The 21,314-nt window shown below is 35.5% G+C and carries 13 protein-coding genes and 1 tRNA gene; 4 read left to right on the top strand and 10 right to left on the bottom strand.

The genetic code is table 11. The annotated features are described in order from the left end of the window. Positions 1-24: 24 nt before the first annotated feature. The 5 genes from NDQ75_RS00070 to NDQ75_RS00090 all read right to left on the bottom strand — a co-directional run bounded on the left by NDQ75_RS00070 (position 25) and on the right by NDQ75_RS00090 (position 8,908). On the bottom strand, positions 25-4,899 hold the full coding sequence (locus tag NDQ75_RS00070) for a DNA repair ATPase (RefSeq protein WP_202028730.1): 4,875 nt from the start codon (positions 4,897-4,899) through the stop codon (positions 25-27). 85 nt (positions 4,900-4,984) lie between these two features. Beyond that, positions 4,985-7,063 carry a flotillin family protein gene (locus NDQ75_RS00075; RefSeq protein WP_202028731.1) on the bottom strand — a complete coding sequence of 693 codons (2,079 nt, stop codon included), beginning with the start codon at positions 7,061-7,063 and terminating at the stop codon, positions 4,985-4,987. A gap of 14 nt (positions 7,064-7,077) precedes the next feature. Then, on the bottom strand, positions 7,078-7,692 hold the full coding sequence (locus tag NDQ75_RS00080; protein WP_242513684.1) for a hypothetical protein: 615 nt from the start codon (positions 7,690-7,692) through the stop codon (positions 7,078-7,080). Positions 7,693-7,784: 92 nt separating this feature from the next. Further along, complete coding sequence (locus tag NDQ75_RS00085) at positions 7,785-8,501, bottom strand: PspA/IM30 family protein (protein WP_202028733.1); 717 nt, start codon at positions 8,499-8,501, stop codon at positions 7,785-7,787. A gap of 11 nt (positions 8,502-8,512) precedes the next feature. Then, on the bottom strand, positions 8,513-8,908 hold the full coding sequence (locus tag NDQ75_RS00090) for a type III secretion system chaperone family protein (protein WP_202028734.1): 396 nt from the start codon (positions 8,906-8,908) through the stop codon (positions 8,513-8,515). 258 nt (positions 8,909-9,166) lie between these two features. On the opposite strand from NDQ75_RS00090, the gene NDQ75_RS00095 reads away from it, so the two are divergent. Beyond that, positions 9,167-9,925 carry a helix-turn-helix domain-containing protein gene (locus NDQ75_RS00095; protein WP_202028735.1) on the top strand — a complete coding sequence of 253 codons (759 nt, stop codon included), beginning with the start codon at positions 9,167-9,169 and terminating at the stop codon, positions 9,923-9,925. 140 nt (positions 9,926-10,065) lie between these two features. Here the strand turns inward: NDQ75_RS00095 and NDQ75_RS00100 are convergent. Beyond that, positions 10,066-10,138, bottom strand: a tRNA-Met gene (locus NDQ75_RS00100). 223 nt (positions 10,139-10,361) lie between these two features. Here NDQ75_RS00100 and NDQ75_RS00105 point away from each other — a divergent pair. Both NDQ75_RS00105 and era read left to right on the top strand, forming a co-directional pair. After that, positions 10,362-11,843 carry a Na+/H+ antiporter NhaC family protein gene (locus NDQ75_RS00105; protein ID WP_202028736.1) on the top strand — a complete coding sequence of 494 codons (1,482 nt, stop codon included), beginning with the start codon at positions 10,362-10,364 and terminating at the stop codon, positions 11,841-11,843. 195 nt (positions 11,844-12,038) lie between these two features. After that, complete coding sequence (era, locus tag NDQ75_RS00110; RefSeq protein WP_202028737.1) at positions 12,039-12,926, top strand: GTPase Era; 888 nt, start codon at positions 12,039-12,041, stop codon at positions 12,924-12,926. A gap of 389 nt (positions 12,927-13,315) precedes the next feature. Here era and NDQ75_RS00115 read toward each other — a convergent pair whose 3' ends face one another. The 4 genes from NDQ75_RS00115 to NDQ75_RS00130 all read right to left on the bottom strand — a co-directional run bounded on the left by NDQ75_RS00115 (position 13,316) and on the right by NDQ75_RS00130 (position 17,854). Then, complete coding sequence (locus NDQ75_RS00115) at positions 13,316-14,572, bottom strand: O-antigen ligase family protein (protein WP_202028738.1); 1,257 nt, start codon at positions 14,570-14,572, stop codon at positions 13,316-13,318. 145 nt (positions 14,573-14,717) lie between these two features. Further along, entirely contained in the window at positions 14,718-16,043 is a 1,326-nt protein-coding gene (locus NDQ75_RS00120; RefSeq protein WP_202028739.1) for a sugar MFS transporter, read from the bottom strand. A 36-nt stretch (positions 16,044-16,079) separates the two neighbouring features. After that, complete coding sequence (locus NDQ75_RS00125; RefSeq protein WP_202028740.1) at positions 16,080-16,808, bottom strand: LytR/AlgR family response regulator transcription factor; 729 nt, start codon at positions 16,806-16,808, stop codon at positions 16,080-16,082. Next, positions 16,805-17,854: a sensor histidine kinase gene (locus NDQ75_RS00130; protein WP_202028741.1), complete on the bottom strand. Its 1,050-nt coding sequence runs from the start codon at positions 17,852-17,854 to the stop codon at positions 16,805-16,807. The genes NDQ75_RS00125 and NDQ75_RS00130 overlap by 4 nt, the downstream gene beginning before the upstream one ends. 333 nt (positions 17,855-18,187) lie before the next feature. On the opposite strand from NDQ75_RS00130, the gene NDQ75_RS00135 reads away from it, so the two are divergent. Beyond that, positions 18,188-21,307: a SusC/RagA family TonB-linked outer membrane protein gene (locus NDQ75_RS00135; protein ID WP_202028742.1), complete on the top strand. Its 3,120-nt coding sequence runs from the start codon at positions 18,188-18,190 to the stop codon at positions 21,305-21,307. Positions 21,308-21,314: the final 7 nt, after the last annotated feature.

Consider the following 21,314-nt stretch of genomic DNA (forward strand, 5'->3'; position numbering starts at 1 on the left):
GACTGGTTTGAGAACAGATTAATTTTATTTATCAAATCCTTTCTGAAGTACTTTTTGAATTCCTTCCAAATTCTCAGAGAATTGCATCAATTGAGCAAGTAACTGAGCCATTTCGTTTTTATCTCCTAAGCCTTTCAGTTTATTGTTCTTCTGAAAGGTTTCACGAATTTTTGCCCACCTTTCTTCCTCCTCTAAACTTAGTCGGTGTGTAAGCTCCTTGAATTTCAATAGATTTGCTTCCGCTGATGATGTTAACGTCTGAGACTCACTTTCGTAATGAGAAAGAACAAGTGTTTCCAATTCTTTCTTATTCATTATAGGAACCACTTTTGCAACGAGTTTATTCATATCCCTATAAGAACCCTGAAGTTTAAATGCCGGTTCGGTCCTGTACTCATCTTCCATAGCCGCACTTTTAATATAAGTATCATTTACTTTAAGAACCGTATTTCTTATTTGAATGACTTTTTCCAACACAGAAATATACTCTTGAATTTCTTGGTTTGTATAATTCCCTGTTAATTGAACTTCTTTATTTTCATTTTCGATACGATCGATTAACCTATACACATCCTCAAAATTTTTACTTCCCAACTGTTGTAAAACCGGATTTGAGGTTAAGGAATTTTCAATCAAACTCAGCCTAAACAAATGAGCGGTGTCTCCAATAATGTCTCCCAAATTATAAATATCGGCTCTGTTGGCGAGCATATCGGGTATTCTAAATTTTTCCCCACTTTCAGTATACGGATTACCAGCCATAACAACACAGAATTTTTTATCTCGCATGTCGTATGTTCTAGAGTTACCATTGTATACACCCTCAATCTTTCTTGTACCATCCGAAAGGGAAATAAACTTTTGTAAAAATTCCGGACTGCAATGTTGAATATCATCTAAGTACAACATAACATTATTTCCCATCTCCAATGCCAAATTAAGTTTTTTAAGTTCTTCCCTCGCTGCGGAATTAGAAGCTGAAGCTGGATCCACAGAGGTTACATCGTGTCCTATTGCCGGCCCGTTGATTTTAACAAAAACAAGGCCTAATCTATTAGCAATATATTCCATCAAAGTCGTTTTACCATATCCTGGCGGCGATATTAACAGAAGTAACCCCATTCTATCAGTTCTTTTTGTATCTCCCACAGTTCCTAACTGTTTTGCAAGATTATCCCCAAAAAGCGGAAAATACACCTGATCGATTAATTTATTTCGGACGAAAGAACTTAAAATCCTAGGCTTAAATTCTTCTAATTTTAAGTCCTTTTTTAATTTAATTGTAATTTCATGCTTCGCCTTTTTATAGGCTAAATATGCAGGAACTTTATTTTTGAAATAATCATCGTGAATATTGGTGAAATCATGATAATTAAATGTAAACACCCCTCTTTCAATAGATGAATGTTCCCCTATTAAACCACTAATCTCTTCAGAAGGAGATACATATTTAGTATTTAAAGTAGATTCGTCTTCAAACAATATTAAACAAACGACTTCATCGACATATTTTGACTTCAATGTAAGTTTGTCGGTATTACTACTTAAAAATGCTTTTACCCATTGTCTAACCAACGAAACCTTAGCTTCATCGCTTTTAAAACTTTCTAAACTTTTTCTAAAAGTTAGATCTACCTTTTTTTCTTTTAAGATATTTAAAAAATCTTCCTTAATATCAAGTGCAATTCTACTTTTTTGAAAATCATCATCCGTTTGCAGTTCCTCAAAAATGTATTTTGCTGTTTCCTTAGTATGATCAGTAGAACAAATTCCTGATTTCTCTAAAAATTCATTAATTGATTTTTCCAGTTTTTCCAAAGGGTACTCTTGTTCATTGACTTCCGGAAAAAACGAGATGACGTTACCAGATGCTTTAATCGTCTCGTTTAAGTAATTTCTAGTATTTTCATCTGTAAAATTCCAAAAATATTGAGCACAAGCTCTTATTTCAGGATGATATCTTAACAAATCAAGATCTTTGTATTTTTGGATATACGTGGAGAGAATTTTTGTTGCATCTACATCATGTACACCCTTTACATACCCTTCGGAATAATCCCTACTGCTTTCTTCTTGAACAAAACTTAAAAGCTCTTCATTTGTCTTTTCAAGAATTTCCTTTTTATGATTTAGAAAAATCTTGTAGGCCAAGTATGATCCCCTGTAAATATGTTCATTTTCTGAAATGTAATCCTGATGCCAAAATTCTTCAGATTTCAATAAAGTTTCATCATCAATTTTTTGATAGAAATCGGTTCCTGTTAAATGATATTTTAATTTCCCGTCAGTATATATAACTGTAAGGTCTAACTCTTGATTATTTACACCAAACTTATGTTTACCAAACCTAATAACACTCTCACCATCTTCATATAGCTCTTTTTTGTCCTTAAGTTTTCTTAAAGAATCCTCACGTGTAGATTTCAATAATGACTGAATTTCTTCAGCCTTACCGCTATCTTCCATTTCCTGAAGCTGCTTTGCTATATCCCTCGCTTTATTTACTAAAATATCCGAAGCAAAATAAGCGTTGATTTCTGAAACCTCTGAAAACGATTCCGCTTTCTTTTGAACACCTTTTAAAATTCTTTGGGCCGAATTCTGTAAGGAAATTGCCTTCTTGTTTCGCTTTTCGATCAAGCTATTCTTTCTGCCTTCAAAAGCATTGTAAACCTCTTCCCTTTTTTCAATAATAAGACCAATGAATTCTTCAAAATCGGCAAATTTGCCTTCCAGCTCTTCTAGTTTAACTGAAATCTTGGTTTGAAATTCGTCACATTTCTGTGGGGAATTTGCTACATCCAAGTAATTTATAATACTTTGATCAATCAGCTTAATTTGTGCAGCAAAATCAGCTTGGGCTTCTTTCTCTCCCAGAGCATGTTTACGACCCTTTATTTCTGCTTTCAACTGGTTGATAGTAGCAAAAATTAAAGAAATATTATTAATTATCTTGGTAGAATGGGATGTATCATCAATTTCTAAATTGGAGACAATGTTGATTAGCAGCTCTAGATCTTGGGATATTTGATTTACATCTTCTTCCAATTTTTTCGCATCAACAACTTTTTTAATGTTATTTAAATCCTCCTGCTTTCTTTTAACAGCTTCTTCGTAAGGATGCAGCGCTTTATCATCTAGTAAAAACCGAACACATCTTTCTGATATTCTACTGGTTTCTTCTTCAATTTTTTGTTCCAAACTTTCTAGGAACTTGGTGTCTATATATCTGATCTCCTTTAAAGTAATCACTTCGCCCCGAAGTTCTCTTAACTGAGAGAGTGCCGTAACAAAATCATTGATTTTTCTATAACCAGCGCTCTTGATGCTGTTAAATAGAGTATCAGCTTTTTTACTTATGGTCTCAGTTTCTTCTTTTGCATTTTTCTTTAACTGCAGCACTTTTTGAAACTCATCAATAGCGGCATTAGCAGCTTGATTTATCTCATTTAAAGGCTCATTAAGCTGCTGAGTACTTTCCTCGTTAAGCCAATAATAAGCGTCGAGAATATCCTTAGATTGTTTAGCAACGTCCGAATAAAGTCCATTATAATTATCTTCTTTATTTAGAAGATTTATAAGACCATTTACCTCGGCCATGGCTTTTACAATATCCTTGTTTCCTATTTTAAAAAGAAAGCTATCCTTATGTTCAGAAGGCATAAAATCCCCTTTCGAATATGGAGTTTGCCAAATCTGGATTAGATGGTGGCGTGACTGCTCATTCTCATTTTTAAAATAACATAGCTCACCATTTTCAAGAATAGTAAAACCATTGCAAATAATAGGGGTTTGAATTTTCTGGGAAATTACATTATAACTCATAAGGTTATACAAACCGCTTTCAGGTGAATAGAAAACATACATATAATCCTCTCCATTGGGAGAGCTTATTCTTTGCTGAAATTTGACATTCGATATATCGTTTTCAAAAATATGATACTCACCAGTTTGCAAGTAAAATCCAGTTGGAAAAATAATCCCGTGATCATCGGGAAGTAAGACGCATGCTTCTTTTATACTAGAAATTTTCTGAACTTCCTTAAGCTTATGATTATAAACAAAATATTTTGAATCTTCTTGAAATGGTTTAATATCCAGGATAACCAGATTCCCTAAGTCCGCGTATTTATATTGACCATCATCCAGGGTTTGGTCCCTATGAACAACTTCCTTCGAATAAATTCCTTTTCCATCATCAGTGTTATCTTCAATTTTTATAGTAAGGTCACCACCAATCGTTTCTACAAAAACACGGTCTAAAATAGACACATGGGCATGCAGCCCCTGTCTATGCATATCCCTCGATACTTCCTGCCATTTAAATTCATGTTGGGTTGGCAGTTTGTATTCATGGTCGCTCCTGTTATCTACATAGTGAAGTTGACTGTCTTTAATTAACCATTTAAAAGTTTTTATATCGGTTACGCTATCGCTCAACTGAAATACCATATATAAATAGTTCCCAATTATGGCGAATTTTGAAAAAATGGTATTTCTATAATATTTATAAAGATTTTTAAAATCAGTTTCAAAAACATCATCCTTTAATAAATCAAGTGATACAGGTTGAAAACTATTATCCTGAAACCGATAAACACTCATTACGTCTTTAAGATTGATATCCGTTCTCAATCCGAAATGAACATTGTAACCAAACAAGCAAGTATTACCTAAAGAAACAATATCCCGCGCAATACAGTTGTTCTCTGTGTTAATACGATCGTTTGAGATAAGTTTCGTTTCTAGGGAACCAAAAACTTCTTTTCTATCTTGGTTTAGCTTTTTTAATCTTTTTTGTAATTCAGTTTTTTGCTTCTGAAGCCTACCTTGGATTACTTCGTAAGTGCCAGCGTCCAGCTTTTGAGTAACTTCTTCCTTTATAGATTCTTTTGCCATTCTATCGTAGCCCGAATTTAATTTTGAAATAATAATGAGTACCAGTAAACATTCAAAGGGAGCCGGCTTGGTTGCCGGCCTCTCTTTATTTTTTCAGTTTCGAAACCGTCTGTTCTGAAATACCCAAACCTTTAGCTAAGCTAAGAAGGTTCCCTAGCATTGTTTGCTCTTCTTTATTGTCGGATCTCATCTTAATATCGGCTATCAAACTAGCGATACTCACATTTTTTAAGTCTTCTGAAGAGACACCGTACTTATTGGCAAAATCTTTTACTTTCTCAAGTAAATTACCTTTTACATCATCACTACCTAAAATGGCATTTTTTACCTCCTGAATGTTATTGGAATTTTGGACCAACCTATCGAATCCTTTTCCTCTGGTAATTTGTCCCACAATTTGATCAAAGAACATAGTCTCACCACCCACGATATCAATTTTAGCCGCTTTTAAGGCGTCACCAATTACCTTGGCTTGCGCGTCTGCTATCTCTTTCTGAATATTAATATTGGCAAGATCTATTTGAAGATCTTTGTTAAGTCGCAACTTAAATTCTTCATGGTCTTTACCTACGCCATCAAGTTTCTTCATTGCAGCTGCCTTTTCTTCTATTCCAGATGCATCCGCGATGGCTTTCTCTTTAATCACATCTGCCTCTGCAAGGCCTTCCTTCCGTTTCGCATCTGCTTTCGCTTCAATCCCAGCAGCTTCAGCTTTAGCCTTTTTCTCTATAATGGTTGCTTCTACCAGGCCTTGACGTTCATTTGCATCTGCTTTAGCATGCATTACTTGGGCTTCAGACATACCAACGGTGGCCTCTTCTTTGGCTTGTGCTTCGGCGAGAATTTTTCTAGCCTCTGCCTGTTTCTGGCTAGCCTCTTTATGTGCTAAAGCTTCAATATTAATTTCTTCTGCTTTTTGCTTCGCCGCTTCTTTTTGCGCTTCAGCAGATTTGATGGTTTTTATTAAATCTTCCTGAGCAAGCGCTTCAGCATTTGTAATTTTAACTTGTTTATCCCTATCCGCCGTTTTAAATGCTTGGATATCTTTCATATTTTCCTGCTCCTCTACAACTCCTTTTTCCAGCATTACCCTATCACGAATAACATCTTGGATGTTTTTCTTTTCTACCTCTACTACTTTTTCCTTCTCTATTTGCGCTAAAGTAACTACTCGCTCACGCTCTGTAGCTTCCAATAGTCTGTCTTTTTCAACTCGCTCAGACTCAACAGCATCGGTTCGCTCTTTATTTTTAAGAGCCACGATAATTTGACGTTGCATGTTTTCTTCAGCAATTTTAACTTTTTCCTCCGTAGCAATTCTTGCACTTTCAGACTTAAGTCTTTCCTCTTCATTAACCTTCAGGGTTTCTGCCTCCTCCCTTGCTTTAATATTTGCTATTTCCCTCTTTTGCTGTTCTTCCTTTTCAGCCAATTGCTTATCGAGTTCCAAAATAGCTTCCCTAGCTTCGACGTCTTGTTTTCGAATCGTTTTTTCTTCATCCCTCTTAATGAGGTTTGCTTTCATGTTTTGAACCGCCGTAAGCTCTGTGATTTTTTTAATACCTTCTGCGTCAAGAATATTGTCTGGTTTTAATTCCTTAACCGAAGTTTGTTCAAGAAAGTCAATAGCACAATCTTCTAAAGTGTAGCCATTAAGATCTGTACCGATAATATTTACAATTTCGTCCCTAAATTCCCTACGGGCTTCATACAACTCTATAAAGTCGAATTTTTTCCCTACCGTTTTAAGAGCTTCCGAAAATTTTGCTTCAAAAAGATCTTCCAAGGTGGCTATTTTAGAGGCACGATCCACTCCTATAGTTTGTGCAACTCTTTTTATAAACTCAACGTCATTATTCACTCGAACAAAAAAAGCAACTTTTATATCTGCACGCATATTATCCTTGCAGATAAGTCCTTCATGAGCCAATCTCTCAATCTGTATTTTTTTAACAGAAATATCCATAATTTCCGTTTTGTGAAAAACAGGCACGGTATAAAGACCTTTATCCGTTGCCACTTTTGTACCTCCAAAACCAGTTCTTATTAAAGCCTGCCCTTGAGGTACTTTTTTATAGAACATCGCAATTATAGCGAAGTAAACAATAATTAGGAATAGTAAAATACCTATTCCAATTCCAACAATTGGTAAAATTGATTCCATATTTAAAATATTAATTATTCGTTATAAGATTGTACTAGGTAATAATTACGGTCTGCAGATCTTTTGATAATCAAAATGCTAGTTCCGTATTGTAAAGGCTCGCCGTTTAGCGATTTAACGTAGATGGACAATGTGTCTCCATTTATGTTAACTTGTGCATTGCCCATTCTATCGTCCGAAATAGAAGAAAGTAGCGTGGCTTTTCTTCCTAAATAATCCAGGGGCGCATCTCCATCTTTATTTAAGTTTTTAAAGAAGCTTTTAAATGGAGCCGTTACCATTTTGGTAAGAATGAGTGACGGAAAAATAGCCAAAAGCATAATTCCAAACCCTAAAAAGTTATCATAGGTATAGGTTAAGGCTGTTGATATAGCTGTTATAAACCACCATATGAAAATCCAAAAAGTAAAAGTAAACATGAAGGGCAAGCCAACGAAATTGAAATAAATTAGAAAAATTTGCCACCATTTAAGTGGTTCACGCCTTTTTCCAACTATATCTTCTTGGTTTACTTCGGTGTTTGAAATGTCTTCAAAATCCATATTACCTCCTTCAATCCCTGTATCAATTTCCAAATCGGCATCAAGTTGGACATCAAAATCGGGCTCAAAATCAAGCCCTCCAATCATAGTTACTATCCAGTAAAGGATTAGTATAATGAGCAAAATGCTCAATACTATGTTTACCTCCGAAAAGAGTATATTAGTTAAATCCGTCAATTTTATGCGTCTTTAGAATTTCCCATACCCAACTGCGCTTTAAGCTTTTCCAATTCAGCATCCGCTTTTGCCTTTGATGTATCTGCAGCAGTATCAATTTCCTCATTTACGGATGTAGCGGACCTAGCTATATCACCATAGGCATCTGCTAAAGCTTCTTCTTGGGCCACTTTTTCTTTCATTCGCTCAAGCATTGAAACCGTACCGGTACTGTCAAGTTCCGCCATTTGCTTATTTAAATTCTTAGTGGCGTTACTAACTTTAACTCTTGCTTTTAAGGTCTTGAGCTCATTCTCCCAACTATTAATATTCGACTTTATCGTTTGTATGTTTTTTTGCAGCTGAGCAACATCATTATTGAATTTCACCGCTTCTTCTTTAGCTCTTTGCATTTGCCTTTCGGTATTTTCCTTTTGAACAAGCGCCTCTTTGGCCAATCTATCTGATTCTGTGGAATCCATTTCTCCGGAATGCCCTTTCTTCAAAATGATGATTGCCTTATTCTGATACTCACTTGCCTTATTCTGGAAATCCTCTTCATCATTCTTTGCACGAATAGCCATAGCTTTTACTTGAGCCAAAGCTTCAAGACTTTTGTCTAAATCCAATTTAAGATCTCGAATCCCTTGTTCTGTCATTTTTATGGGATCTTCCATTTTATCTATTGCAGCGTTTGTTTCTGCCTCTCCTATTTTAAATAACCTTCTAAAAATGTTCATAGTTAAAGTTTTTAGTATTTTGAAAATTCAATGATTTGATCGGAATATTCACTCATCAACAGACTTAAAGAATTCAAAGATCCTTCCAGTTCATTAAGATCCATGTTTTCTATTTGAAGCGTATCCCTATAAATTACCCTTTCCCCAGAATCATCTAAGACAAATGCTCCATGAACGATGTCACGATTTTTTTGAAGAAGATTTTTATAGATTTTAGCTGAATGGTTATTGATCTTAAAAATAAATTGCTCCATAATCAAAATTGGCGGAGCTACTCCAATAATGAGATTTCTAATTCCATAATTTTCCTTTTGAACTACAAGAAATCCATCTTTCGGATTCTCCTTAGTAATACCAAAATTCAATTCCAGTAAAAAATCCCGTGTTATATTAAAGTGGTTTTTCATAATTGGTTTTTACGGTTAGTATTAAAAATTAAAAAGTCTAATATTACAAAAAAGTATTAATTATATAATGAATATATTCAATAAGATTTTTAATTACCTGTATCAAAATTAGCAACATCTCGATTCTATAAAGTTTTTAATGGTGGTTAATGAAAGTAACATTCTTCTATTTTAGTTAGCAAATGACAAAGTTTTTTGCTAATATTGTTAGCCCAAGATACGAATTAAATTTAATATTGCAAATAAAATTAGCAAAAAATGACTTTATTTGGTAAAAACATAAAAAAAATAAGAACTGTGAAGGGGCTTAGCCAACAGTCATTTGCTGAGCTTTTCTCGCTGAAAAGAGGAACTTTAGGAGCTTACGAAGAAGGCAGAAGTGAGCCAAAACTAGAAACTGTGATAAAAATTGCTAATCATTTTAGCATTTCTATTGATGATATGTTAACAAAGGAACTTACAGTTAATCAATTGTCGAGTTTCCAAATGGATTCTGAATACTTTAAAACAAAGAAAGAACCCATCAATATGATTGAGATTCCATGCATTATAGAATCACTAATTGATGGATATATTCAATATCATGCAAATGAGAATTTTATAGCGGACCTGCCTCAAATAAAATTACCAATCCAAAGTGATCATGAACTTCGGGCTTTTTTAGTTCACGATTTAGAAATGAGCAATAATAACGACGGATTGTTTCCCGAAGATATTGTAATTGGTAAAAAACTGAACAAAGAAGAATGGTCAAACATAGATGATTCAAATATATACTTAATCACCACAACTAATGACGTAACCGTAAGAAGAATATCACATAATGGTACTCATTATACTTTTAAAGCAGATCATCCAAAAATATCGGATAGTGAATTTGAGGTTTCAAAAATAAATGAAATATGGAAAATTGAATTTGTGATTTACCACCGAATACCTGAGCTGAAAAAAGAGCATTTGAAAACTAAACTCGATCAATTGGAAGCTGAGTTTAAAAAACTTAAATCTTCTCTCTGATCGGTAGACTGAAATGCGCAAGTCTATATTTTAGCAATGGATTATAATTTAAATCTGATCTATTCTAATAATTACAACCCATACCACATTTTAAATACAAAAAAAGGCTTCACATTTCTGTGAAGCCTTTTCTTTCTTAGTAGCGGGAACTGGACTCGAACCAGTGACCTTCGGGTTATGAGCCCGACGAGCTACCTACTGCTCTATCCCGCGATGTTTGCGAGTGCAAATATACGAGGTATTTCTAGTTTGCCAAACAAAAATGCAATAAAATTTAAAAATTTTTCTTGGCTAATTTTCAAGGATAGACTGACCCACCATTTAAAACCTTTACATTGAATGTTTTACAATAATCCTGATTTTTTTTCAGTCCTGTGAAAATTGATATTTAAATAAAATTCCCCTACTTTGTGTTTCTAATATAAGACAACGTTGCATGGAAGATTATGGTTTTCTCTCGATTCTACCCCCAATAATTGCTATAATCTTAGCATTACGAACAAAACAAGTGTATATCGCGTTGCTGTTCGGGATTTGGTTTTCATGGATGATTATGAATAACTGGAATCCGCTTGAAGGAACTTTGGCCACCATCGAGAGCTTGGTTAACGTATTTAAATCCCCTGGCAACACGAGGACAATCATGTTTAGCGCATTGGTAGGTGCGTTATTGTTGTTTATTCAGTATTCCAAAGGTGTTGAAGGCTTCATCATTCAACTTAATAAATTAATTACCTATTTCGAAAACAAGCAGAAAGGATATAGCCGGGTTATTGTACAGTTACTGGCGATGTTTACAGGAATTATATTGTTTGTGGAAACCAGCATAAGCTCCCTCACGGTCGGAACTTTGTACCGTCCTGTTTTTGACAAACTGAAAATCCCCCGGGAAAAACTGGCCTACATTGCCGATTCGAGCTCGGCGCCTTCTTCCATTCTGATTCCGTTTAATGCTTGGGGTGCGTTTATTATGGGGCTTTTAATCACGCAAGGAATTGACAGTCCGTTTTCGTTAATGATTAATTCTATCCTTTATAATTTTTATCCGATCTTGGCCATTTTGATTGTTTTTTTGGTAATTACTTCTAAAACAGACATCGGTTTGATGGCTAAAGCCGAAAAAAGAACCAAAGAAACAGGTGCCTTAATGAATGAGAATGCGAAGCCTATGCTCTCGGATACTATTACTTCTTTTGAGTCTAAACCTGGGATAAAAGCAAAAGCTTACAATATGATTGTTCCATTGGCTACCATGGTTATTATGATGCCCATAAACCTTGCTTTTACCGGATGGGGCGAAGTAAAGGACTCCAATTCCTTTTTTGATCATCTTTTTCAGGCTATCGGAAAAGGCTCAGGATCGTCTGCCGTACTTTATGCGGTTACTGCCGCTATTTTGGTGGCCATGATCCTCTACAGGGCACAAGGCATTATGAAAACAAAAGAAATGGTAGATCTCACGTTAAAAGGAATCAGTGAATTAATGCCGCTCGCTCTTTTAATGATGCTTGCGTTTGCTATTGGCAATGCCTGTGATCTACTGGGAACTGGAAAGTATGTCGCAGCCCTTTCTAAAGAATGGTTATCACCAGAGTTTTTACCAGCTATTGTATTTATAATAAGCTCTTTTATCGCCTTTTCAACGGGAACTTCATGGGGAACTTTCGCCATTATGATGGCTATTTCAATTCCTATGGCAACTGCACACTCAACAGAGTTACCGCTGGTGGTGGCTGCTACGCTGGGCGGAGGTGTATTCGGGGATCATTGCTCACCTATTTCAGATACTTCCATTATTTCTTCCATGGCATCTGGAAGTGACCATATCGATCATGTTAATACGCAATTACCGTATGCTTTGATTGGTGGCGTATTGACTATAATTGCTTATCTTATTTTAGGCTTTCTTTTCGTGTAAACTGAATCAATATCATTATAAAACCATTTATCCCGCGAAATTATTGGAATACAAGGTGTCTTTTCAATTTTATCTTAACCATTAAATAAAACCGTAGCTTAGGCTGTACTATATTTTTCTTCGCTTTCTTTTGCAGCATTATCAATTAAAGAATGGTATAAAAACTTATCTTTGCACCCTAGATTAAGATAAAGTATGGAAAATCATAAAGCAGGATTCGTTAATATTATTGGAAACCCAAACGTGGGAAAATCTACTTTGATGAATGCTTTTGTTGGGGAAAAGTTGTCTATAATAACTTCAAAAGCGCAGACCACCCGTCACCGTATTTTTGGGATTGTTAATGGTGATGACTTTCAGATAGTTTTTTCTGATACCCCAGGAATTATCAAGCCTGCTTATGAATTGCAACAATCCATGATGGATTTTGTTAAGTCCGCTTTTGAAGATGCCGATGTACTTATTTACATGGTAGAAATTGGCGAAAAAGAGTTAAAAGACGAAGCTTTCTTCAATAAAATTACTGCTTCAAAACTTCCTGTTCTGTTATTGCTGAATAAAATTGATGTTTCTTCCCAAGATGTTTTGGAAGAACAGGTACAATGGTGGAGTGAAAAAGTTCCCAATGCTGAAATATATCCTATTTCTGCGTTGCAAAACTTTAATATCGATACGATTTTTAACCGTATTCTGGAATTGCTCCCCGCTTCTCCCCCATTTTATCCGAAAGATCAGATTACCGACAAGCCGGAGCGTTTTTTTGTTAATGAAACTATTCGGGAGAAAATTCTAATCAACTACAAAAAAGAAATCCCATACGCTGTTGAAGTTGAAACCGAAGAATTTCTGGAAGATGAAGAAATCATTAGAATTCGTTCTGTAATTATGGTAGAAAGGGACTCCCAAAAAGGAATCATTATTGGCCACAAAGGGAGCGCGCTAAAAAGAGTGGGCATACAGGCCAGAAAAGATTTGGAACAGTTTTTTGGAAAACAAGTCCATATTGAAATCTACGTGAAAGTCAATAAAAATTGGCGTTCTAATCAAAATCAATTAAAACGATTTGGTTATAATCAGAAATAGATTTCATTCAAATCCTTTTTTACATAACAATTAATTTACTTTCGCCTAAATAGGTAACATAAGCTTGCTGCTCTAGTAACGCTTACTTAAAATCTCTTTCTTTTCTTTGGAAAGTGAAAACTAACCAATCAAGAATGCTCGAGATTACATCCCGTTGTTTATAGATTCCTGATTGAACGTGTGCATTTTTATAAATGAAAATGTATGCCATTCATTTTATATAGAAGTTAAAACGTATCGCAACGCTTTAAAAGTTAGACGAATTACGTTTGAATATATAGAGTTAACGATTATTTTAATTCCGCAGAAAGGGTTGTCTTGATTTTAAAAGGCAGCCTTTTCTTTTTTGTGGTCAATGACAGAAACTTCCCAAAAAGGCATCTAAACAACTATGAATTACGAATTACCCTACTGCTAAGAATACTGCGTTCTTTCAACAATAAAGGTACTACGATGGAAAAGAAAACTATACCATTGAAACGCACCAACATTGACTCAAATAAAAGAGCAAAAAACAAGGCTAAAAAGACAGAAAACTCATTGACACTCCTCCTTAAATAAACCGCTAGGCAAGTAAATATGGTTAACAGCACAAATATGCCTAACACACCTGCCTCCAGCCAAGTTGTTAAAAATTGATTGTGCGCATTGTACCTATTCTTATAATTCTCCGTAAAACCTAATTCTTTGTATTTCGCAATCAATGCATCATGGGCGTCGCCAATTCCATATCCTAAAACCGGTGCTTCATCGATGGTTTCTGCTGCCGCTCGCCACGTTAAAAATCGCTGCTGAAAAGAAATGGTAGCATTTACTTCCTGCGTATCTGAAACAACGCCGTTTATCACTCTAGGATTGGAAACAAAAACGATAATTCCCAAGCCAAACAACAACCACAATAAAAACCGTTTGCTCTTTTCTTTTACCTTTCTAATTAATAATATGGACATAAAGAAAAGTGCAATAATGGCTGCTTTGGAAGCCAATAAAAACAAGTACGTAAACAATACAAGCACTGTTGCAAAACGATAAAAATTATTTATCTCATTCTTGAGGTAATAACTTAGCACCAATAAAATATATAGGGAAATATACCCTGGGTTTACCAAACTTGAAAATTGGGATGTTATAAATGCTGTCCAAATTTCTTCCAAATAATAAAGCTTAGAGAAGCCAGCATCCAAAGAATCCAAATGTTGAATCACATCCGTAATTAAAATTCCGAGGTTGATAACAAATGACACCAATAAACCATACATTAAAAAATCGAATAATTTTCTAACTGAGTTGGCATCCTCTTTTACGAAAAGGAAAATAATAGGAAAAAGGAGCAAACTTAACGAACGCTGGATAAGTTTCCAGCCATCAGCAACATTTTCAGTATAAAACATGCTAATTAACAACACTAAAAAATACACTGGAAAAAGTAATAGGACCTTATTTTTAGGATCGTATTTTTTTTCTCCCTTGAAAATATTTATACTTCCTGAAATTATCGCTAATATAAAAAAGGGCGTGGGATAGTTGATATCCAACGGTAGCAGAAAAAAAGCAATGTATAGGCTATTCCAAAAAAATCGTTGCCACAACGTGCTGTTTTCGTCTCGGTAAAATAGGCCTTTAATCTGTTGAAGTTTTGCTGTCATTATAAACTTGGCATGAAAACCGATTTATTTAATCATCGGCATTGCAAAGCTTTGAAAGGAAACATATTTCAATATCCCAGCAAAGCTTTACATTCCAAATATAACCAAGCTTTTTATAACTCTAGCTTTTTAAAAAATATAAATACTACTTTTTTACTCCAATGGTATGTCCGTGCAGTGCGTAATAAAGAATGATGGCATAGCAAGGAAATAAAATATAGTAACCAGCAGTAGATGCCTCTGCAGTAGCAACTGTTACTTCTATACCGCTACTTAACAACGCTTCTTTTTTGGCGTCAACAATGGCTCCATATAATGGAGGAATAATAGCTCCTCCGGAAATTGCCATAATTAATAATGCCGAACCCGTTTTGGTAAATTTCCCCAATCCGTTTAACGCTAAGGGCCAAATAGCAGGCCAAACAAGTGCATTTGCAATACCCAAAGCGGCCACAAAAAGAACAGATGTAAACCCCGTGGTACTAATGATACCTATCCCAAAGACGATTCCTAAAACCGCACTACCTCTAAGTGCAATTGTTTGACTGATGTATTTCGGAATGAGAAACACTCCTAAAAGATAGGTAGCTACCATCGCCATTAACGTCATCAGCGTAAATGTTTTAGCTTCTTCCCCTGGAATCCCGAGTGACAATCCGTAGGAGATAATAGTATCTCCGGCAATTACCTCAACGCCCACATAAACAAATAAAGCCAAAACGCCCAACCAAAGATGTGGAAATTGGAAAATGCTTGTTTTCTTGGTTATCACTACCCCATCTTCATTTGGCTCCTCTTCCACTTCCGCCGCTTCCACATGTGGCAGTGGAGCTTTGGTAATTAAAATTGCTAACAGAAATAACACTCCTGCCATCACGATGTAGGGCATTACCACACTATCAGCCATTTCATTTAAAAGGACAGTCTTTTCTTCCGAAGTAACTTGAGTAAGTTGTTCTTTAATCTCGTCTATTCCCGTTAAAAGGATGGCTCCAAAAATAAAAGACCCTAACGCTCCAGCCACTTTGTTGGCTATTCCCATTATAGCGATGCGTTTCGCAGCACTTTCCATAGGTCCCAATATTGTGATATACGGATTGGAAGCGGTTTGTAAGAGCGTCATCCCAATTCCTTGGATAAAAATACCGGTTAAAAATACCCAATAGGTTCTCGCTTCTGCCGCAGGGATAAAAACCAACGCTCCCAAAGCCATGATTATGAGTCCGAGGGACATTCCCCAACGATAACCTACTTTACTAATTACATACGAGGCCGGCAAAGCCATTACCACAAAGGATATATAAGATGCTGATGCTACCAAATACGATTGTGCATCCGTTAACTCATTAATGGTTTTCATAAAAGGAATAAGGGCGCCGTTTATCCAGGTTACAAATCCGAAGATGAAAAATAGCCCAGCAATAATTGCAATGGGCACAAGTGTATTGGGGGCTTGAGACTTTTCTGTCATAATTATGATTTGATTAGGTTAGTTTAAAATTTTAGATTATTCGTTTAAGAGATTTCCCTTGTTTTTAAGGATACTATCTTTGGTATGTTTTGCGTAATTTCTACCAATAGGAATTCGTTTGTTCTCTATTTCGAGTAGATTCCCTTCCAAGGATTTAACTTTATCAATGGCGATGGTGTACGACTTATGCACTCTTATGAAATTTTCAGAAGGTAATTCCTCCGTAATACTGGAAAGCGATTTATGGGAAATATAGGTTCCATCTTTACTGTGAAGCTTAATGTAATCTTTCAGGCTTTCAATAAAAAGAATATCATGCAAGAAGATTTTAATCAGTTTTTTATCTACTTTAAGGAAGATGTGGGAATCTTGTTCAAAATCAACTATTTGCTTCACTCCGTTAATTTCCATCAATCTCGCGGTAAGTTTATTGATTGATTTTAAGAATCTGTTAAACGGAATAGGCTTTACCAAATAGTCCAAAACTTCCAACTCATAACTTTCTATGGCGTATTCCCGATAGGCAGTGGTAATAATCACTAACGGATGTTCTTTTAGATTCCGAAGAAACTCCAATCCGTTCATTTTTGGCATGTTGATGTCTAAAAAAATTACATCGATTTCACCATTTTCTATGGTCTCCAAGGCTTGAATTGGGTTATTGTACACATGAACGACTTCAATATTTGTAAACTCGTTAATATAAGATTGAATAACTTCAATGGCCAATGGTTCGTCATCGATAATTAGGCTCTTTATCATCATTGAATAGGAATTTTAAGCGTCACTACAAACATATCGTTAATTGCGTTTGTCTTCAAATCAAATTTATCTTTGTACAATATTTCCAATCTTCTTCTCATATTTTTTAGTCCGATACCCCCTTTTTTAGAAGGCGTTTTTTCATCTTTCCTATCCATATTATTTTCGACTTTGAAAATTAATTCATCATCATTTCTTGTAAAAAAGACGTTAAGCTTCAACTTTTTATCATGCTGGACTCCGTGTTTAAAACAATTTTCAATAAAGGGTAAAAAAAGTAATGGTGGAATTTTAACATCATCTATATCTCCATCTATATCTATTTCTGAAAAAATATCGTTCCCATAACGCAATTTTTCCAGTTCAATATAATTATCGATATAATTAATCTCCTGAATAAGAGGAAGTTTCTTCTTACTGGCGTCGTAAATAACGTACTGCATAATATCTGATAAGCGCAGCACAACATCTGATGCCTGTTCGGATTTTTTTAGTGTAAGGGCATATAAATTGTTAAGCGTGTTAAAGAAAAAATGGGGTTGCATTTGCGCTTTTAGGTATTTTAATTCTGTTTTAAACTGAAGTTCCCTTAAGTTCTGGTTTTGGTTTCTTTCGTTTATAAAATCAACCGTAAACTTAATAGCAGCGGTAATTCCGAGTACGTAAAGTTCCCCAATTACTACCGCTACCATATGATTAATACCAAAAGCTTCCTGAGTTCCCTGAGCTTCTGGCCAGATATTTTCCGTTACCAACCAGTAATTTAATGCACTCCTAATAATGTAATGAACTCCCAAAAGCAGAACTAGGGAGATCACGTAAAGAGTATACTTTTTTTTGTAAATAAACTTGGGCATTAAATAATACACATTAAAGTACACTATAATAATGTGTAAGGGAAACTCTACTAAGTTGGATGCAAAGGAATATGCGTAATCATCAAAATAACTTCCCCATCGGATGAAGTTAATCAAGAAATAAATACCCCAAAAATAGATATGGTATCTCCACGCAATCGTTTTCTTTACAGCAAGTTCATTTACGAACATATTAAATAATATTCAGTGTTTTCGGTGTTTTGATTAAAAAACTGTGAAAAAATATAATTATTTACATGAATAACCAAAACATTTTTAAAAATAGGGAATGTTAAAAAACTGTTATCTAAAATTACTTGTTGTTTGTTGCCAAAATGATGTTGTTTGTATAAAAAGCTTTTTGCAGAAAGAGTTTCGAAGTAATTTTTAACCATTAATTAACAAATTGATAATCTGAAATGCCATTTTCACTTGACTATTAACCTAATAAATAAAAAGACAGAAATGGTGTTTTGGGTTCCTGCTAACCAGGTTAAAAATCAATAAACAAATAATCACTAACAAATGAAACAACAAAATTTACTTTTCATTCTCTTATCGCTTGTATCCCTTTTCGGGGTGTATGGCCAGGATGTACAAATTTCTGGAGTGGTAACGAGTAGTTTTGACGACGTTCCTTTGCCGGGCGTAAATATTATGATTGTAGGTACCTCTGAAGGTACCCAAACCGATTTCGACGGAAATTACACCATAACGGCAAGTCCGGGTGATGTGCTGAAATTTTCTTATTTAGGGATGAAGCCTAAAGAAGTTACCGTAGGTGCCCAAACAACTATTAATGTAAGTCTTGAAGAAGACAGCGAAAGCTTGGACGAAGTAGTGGTAACGGCATTTGGAGCCAAAAAAGAAGCTAAGAAATTAGGTTATTTGGTTGAGGAAGTTGGTTCTGAATCACTAACAGAAGCTTCCGATCCTAATCTTGCGACTGCGCTCCAAGGAAAAGTGTCCGGGGTAGACATTCGATCTGGGGCTACGGGACCTGGTTCTTCCACGAATATTAACATCAGGGGTATAAGTTCCTTAAGTGGAAGTAATCAGCCATTACTGGTAATCGATGGAGCAATCGTTAATAACAATTCATTGGGACAAGGAGATTTTGCTGGAGGGTTTGATTACGGAGACGGACTTTCAAACTTAAATCCAGACGATATTGCCTCAGTATCCGTTTTAAAAGGTGGTAACGCAACTGCGCTCTACGGTTTTCGGGGAATAAATGGAGTTTTGGTTATAACAACTAAAAGAGGAAAATCAGAAAAAGCAAGAGTCGAAATAAATTCCACGCTCACTTTTGATAATGTATTGGTAGAACCCAAACTACAGAATGTTTACGGTCAAGGCCGTTATGATACGGCAACAGATCAACTTATTTATTCTGTTACTGACGGTGGAAGTTGGGGACCACAAATGGACGGATCTCAAAGAGAACGTTTTGATGGCGTTGGAACAGCAGCTTACAGTTCCAACCCTGATGACTTTAAAGATTATTATGATACTGGAATAACTAGTTTAAACTCTATCAATATTTCTCAAGCAAAAGACGGTTTTGACTATAAGTTATCCTATGGTTATTTAAACAATTCATCTATACAACCTGGAACGAATTTGAAAAGGCACAATTTTGGAATCGCGGCAGGAATCGATGTTGGAGAGCGCGTAGAAGTATTTGGCAAACTTGATTATAGTAATCAAAATGGTGAAAACAGACCTGAATTAACCGATGGTCAATCGAATACGGTTAAAGCGCTTTCTCTTAAACCAAGAAATATTTCTAATCAACTTCTTAGCGACAACTACTTAACACCAGAAGGAACTCCGAATAACTGGAACGGTAGCTTTATTATGAATCCGTATTATCCAGCGAATACACTTTTGAATGAAGATGAAACCGAAAGATACATAGGTTTGGTTTCGGTTGGGGTCGATTTGTTCAAAGGCATGAAAGCTACCTTAAGATTATCTCAGGATCAATCATTTCAAAATGCATTTATATACCGCCCAAAAGGAGCTTTCGATATTGCTCCAGAAGGAAAAATGGATGAATTTAATGCAAAGTCACAACTTAATAACTACGATTTTCTATTGGACTATAACTCCAGTTTAGGGAAAAACTTTTCAGTAGCAGCAACTTTCGGTTTAAGTCATATCGATCAATCTGACAAAGTGCTTATAACAACCGGAGAGACTTTTGTTCAGGACAATATATTCTCTTTCAATAATTTTGTTTCAAAGAATATTGATTCCAGTTGGTTGAGAAGTAGCTCTAACTCTATTTTTGGCTCTGTGAATTTTGGATTTAAAGGTTTTGCGTTTATGGAATTCTCAGGTAGAAATGATTGGTCCTCTACCCTTCCAATAGATAATGCTTCTTTCTTTTACCCATCCGTTGGAGGAAGTTTGGTTTTAACCGATGCCATTCCATCCATTAAGGGAGAAGGCCTATCTTATCTGAAATTGAGAGGAAACTACGCCAAAACAGGAAATGCAACAAGCCCTTATAGCCTAACAAATACCTATAACGTTTCAACTGCGCCATATAATGGTCAACTCTTCAATTACTACGGAGTTACAGAAGAAGGAGCAGGAACGGGACCGGATCTAAGAAATCCAGAATTAACTGCAGAAATTTCTACATCGTACGAAGTTGGTCTGGACGCAAGGTTTTTTAACGACAGATTACGTATAAACGGTACATACTATGCTATAGATACCGAAGACCAAATCTTACAACTTAGCTTGCCCCCTGCGAGCGGTGCAAACTCTCAATTTATAAACGCAGGTTTAATTACCAATAAAGGTGTGGAATTAGTAATCTCGGGAGATATCATCAAGGGAGAAGACTTTAGTTGGACATCAACACTTAACTTTTCTAAAAATGAAAATAAAATTGAGGAGTTAGCGCAAGGAATCGATGTACAAATTGTAGAAAGACAATTTAATGATGTTGTCCAAGTAGGTGCAAAACTAGGAGAATCCTTATGGACTTTATTTGGTTCGACTTTTGAAAGAAACGAAAATGGAGAAATCATCTATGACTCCGATGGATTGCCAATTGTAGGAGAAATTGGGGAAATTGGAAGTACCAATCCAGATGCGCTTGCAGGTTTTCAAAATACATTTAGATATAAAAACATTTCTCTTTCTGTTTTATTCGATGCTAGGTTCGGAGGCGATATATTCTCCTACTCTGATATTGTAAGGGCAAGTTCCGGTACAGATGTAAAAACTCTTCAGAACAGAGAGTATTTCACAGGAGGTAATGGATTTACCGTACCCGATAATGCGGTGATAGATGGATCGCTTAACCCAGATGTAGCTGCGCGTGGAGCAAACCCTCAAAATTATTGGGGTCGACTTGCACAAATCTCAGAAAACTGGGTTTATGATGCCAGTTTTATAAAGTTGAGGGAAATTAGTCTGGGCTATGACTTTTCAGGTAAATTCCTTGATCAATTGAACCTTTCAAAATTGAGATTAAGCTACATCGGACGAAATCTAGCTATTCTTCATAAAAACACAGACAACTTCGATCCCGAAACTGGTTTTAACCGTGGATTTAATGGTGTGGAATACTTCGGTTTTCCATCAACCTCAAGTCACGGATTTAAATTAAGCATAGGGTTTTAAACAAATC

Origin of the sequence: Galbibacter mesophilus (assembly GCF_023721415.1) — a bacterium.
Taxonomy (GTDB): Bacteria; Bacteroidota; Bacteroidia; order Flavobacteriales; family Flavobacteriaceae; genus Galbibacter; species Galbibacter mesophilus.